The organism is Geobacter sp. (genome assembly GCF_030834625.1).
In the GTDB taxonomy this organism is placed as follows: domain Bacteria; phylum Desulfobacterota; class Desulfuromonadia; order Geobacterales; family Geobacteraceae; genus Geobacter.
The window spans coordinates 1-3,434 of record NZ_JAUQXO010000040.1 but is presented as its reverse complement, the minus strand read 5'-3'; the positions used below and the strand labels follow the sequence as shown (position 1 = coordinate 3,434).

The 3,434-nt window shown below is 64.3% G+C and carries 1 protein-coding gene; it reads left to right on the top strand.

Annotated elements, in window-relative coordinates; all coding sequences use genetic code 11:
• Positions 1 to 3,434, top strand: a 3,434-nt coding sequence (locus tag RCH91_RS10900) for a glucoamylase family protein (protein ID WP_306534971.1), incomplete at both ends; no start/stop codon positions are given.

The following is a 3,434-nucleotide window of genomic DNA, read 5'->3' as shown; positions in this document are numbered from 1 at the left end:
GCCTTCGCTGTTTCGGACATCTATCAGGACCTCTTCGGGGAAGGGTCGTTCACCGGCAAGGGGATTTACGACGTGGACGCCTTCGAGGTTTCGCTGGCGGGCCGCGTGCCGGAAAACGCCATCCTGAGTCACGATCTCTTTGAGGGGACCTTCGCCCGCTGCGGGCTGGCAAGCGACATCACGCTGTTCGAAGAGTTCCCCTCTCACGCGGAAGTCGCCGCTTCCCGCCACCACCGGTGGGCACGGGGGGACTGGCAGCTTCTCCCCTGGATTTTCGGAAAACGGGGCAAGGGCATCACCGTCATCGCCCGCTGGAAGATGATCGACAACCTGCGGCGCTCCCTCTCTACCCCGGGGATGCTGCTGCTCCTCCTCGCTTCCTGGCTCGTCCCGGCAGCTCCGCCCGGCGTGTGGGCCCTGTTCGTCATTGCGAATATCGCCTTTCCGGCCATTCTCTCCCTCATCACCGGCCTGGTGCCCCACCGCCGCGGCATTTCCGTGAGAAACCACCTGCGGGGCGTGCTCGACGACTTTCTTGTGGGCGCCGGGCACACGGCCGTCGTCCTTACGCTGCTTGCCCATTACGCATGGCTGATGCTGGACGCCATCTGCCGTACCCTCGTGCGCCTCTTCATCACCCGCCGAAGGCTTCTCCAATGGGTGACCGCCGCCCATGCAAAAAAAACCTCCGCCTTTTCGTCTCGCTTCTTTTTCCAGAGGTTTCTCGGCGCCGAAGGCATAGCCTTGGCCTCTCTGCTTCTGACGGCCCTCCTTGCCCCCGGAGCGCTTCCCGCGGCAGTCCCGTTCATCGTGCTCTGGGCAGCCTCCCCCTTCGTCATGCGCCAGCTCAGCATCCCCCCTGCGACCAGTCAGGACGAGATCCAGCCGGAAAGGGAAGTGACACTCCTGCGCCTGACCGCCCGGCGCATCTGGCGCTTTTTCACCACCTTCGTGACGGCCGGGGACCACTGGCTCCCTCCCGACAACTTCCAGGAAGAGCCCCATCCGGTTATCGCCCACCGGAGCTCCCCGACAAACTTCGGTCTCTATCTCCTTTCGGTCGTTGCCGCCCGGGACTTCGGCTGGACCGGCCTGTCCGACGCAGTGGACAGACTCGATGCAACCATGGGAACCCTGGAGGAACTCCCCCGTTTCCAGGGGCACTTTTACAACTGGTACGAAACCCGGGATCTGCGGACGCTGGAGCCAAAGTACATCTCATCCGTGGACAGCGGGACTCTTGCCGGTCACCTCCTCGCCCTCTCCCAGGCGTGCAGGGAGATGACGCAGCGTCCCCTTCTCTCCCCGGCCGCCCTGAAGGGGATCGGCGACACCGCATGCCTCTTTCGCCATGCCGTGGAGGAGCTCGGCACGGGGGAGGATGTTCGGCACCTGCTCGACTCCATTGGAGACATCGAGTCCGACATCGCTGCCGCGCCGTCCGGTTTCGCCGGCCAGGTCTCCTTTTGGCGCGCGCTGGAGGCCAAAGCGGAAGCGATCGCCGCCTCGTTCGGAACACCCGCACAAGGGAACGCAGAGAAAGGACAGAGCGAAGCGCAGAGCTGGGGAGAGCTTCTCCTTGACGACATCAGAAGCCATCGGCGCGATGCCGATCTCCTCCTCCCCTGGGTCATGATGCGGGAAGAATGGGGGCCTGAGATGAAGGGAGCCGTGGGGGAAGAGCAAGAGCTCTGGAATGGCCTCCTCGATCTTCTCGAGGCCGATACCCCCCTGGCGCGCATGCCCGATCGCTGCGAAGCCGCAGTCGAAAAGCTTTTGCAGCTGCAGACGCTCACCAATGCACGGGAGCGCCGTGCCCGCCTCGACACCCTGATCGGGGCCTTCGAGCTGTCGGGAGAGATGTGCGGCATTCTCACGGAGCGTCTGGACAGGATCGCCGGGAGCGCACGGCGACTTTTCGACGAAATGGACTTCAGTTTTCTCTTCGACCAGGACTGCCGGCTCTTTTCCATAGGCTACCGCGTCGACGAAAGGCGCCTCGACCCCAGCTTCTACGACCTCCTTGCCTCGGAATCACGCCTCACCAGCTTCATCGCCGTCGCAAAGGGGGAAGTTCCCCCTGCCCACTGGTTCCGTCTGAGCAGGGCGCTGATCCCGGTTGAGAAGGGTGCGGCACTTGTCTCGTGGTCCGGCTCGATGTTCGAGTATCTCATGCCCTCCCTCGTAATGTACACGCCGCGTGGCAGCCTCCTGGACCAGACCTGCCGGATCATTGTCGAACGCCAGATCAGCTACGGAAACGAGAATGGCGTGCCGTGGGGAATCTCCGAGTCGGCCTACAACACCCGCGACCTCTCCTTTGCGTACCAGTATTCCGCCTTCGGCATCCCCGGCCTGGGACTCAAGCGCGGCCTCGGCCAGGACCTGGTGATTGCCCCCTACGCATCGGTGCTGGCGGCAATGTATGCCCCTACCGCAGCGGCACGGAATCTCATCTGGCTGGAAGAAGTGAACGGCCGCGGCCCCTATGGCTTCTACGAGGCCCTGGATTTTACCCGCGCCAGACTTCCCGAGGGGACCAAGGCAGCGATCGTCAAGGCATACATGGCACACCACCAGGGGATGTCCCTGGTGGCCCTGGACAACGTCATCCATGACGGCATCATGCGGCACCGTTTCCACCGCGAACCGATGATCCACGCGGCCGAGCTCCTCCTCCAGGAACGGATGCCCCGCGACGTGGGCGTTGCCCGCCCGCTCGCCGATCAGGTCCAGACCGCGAAGGTATGGGAAGCGGTCCAGCCGGTGCTGCGCCGTTTCCACACCCCCAACCACCGCCTCCCCTCGACACACCTCCTCTCCAACGGCCGATACGCCGTCATGGTCACCGCCGCCGGCTCCGGTTACAGCCGCTGGCAGGACATGGCCGTCACGCGCTGGCGCGAAGACGTGACCCGGGACGCATGGGGAAGCTATATCTTCCTGCGCGACATGGAAAGCGGCACCGTGTGGTCTGCGGCCTACCAGCCGACGGGCGTGGAGCCGAAGCGCTACGAGGTGACCTACGCCGAGGACAGGGCACGCATCGTCAGGTACGACGACACCCTGATCACCGCCCTCGAAATCATCCTGTCGCCGGAGGACGATGCCGAACTGCGCGCCCTCTCCATCACCAACAGAGGGACAACCGCCAGGGAGATCGAGACCACCTCGTACGCAGAGATCGTCATCGCACCCCAGGGGGCGGACATCGCCCACCCCGCCTTCTCCAACCTCTTCGTCCAGACGGAATATCGCCGCGACTCCACAGGGCTTGTGGCCCACCGGCGGCTTCGCTCCGCCGACGACTCACCCATCTGGGCAGCCCACGTGGTCGCCATGGAAGCGGGGAGTGGCAACGGCATCGAGTACGAAACCGACCGGATGCGTTTCCTCGGGCGGGGCCATACGATCCGCATGCCCGCTTCCGTCAT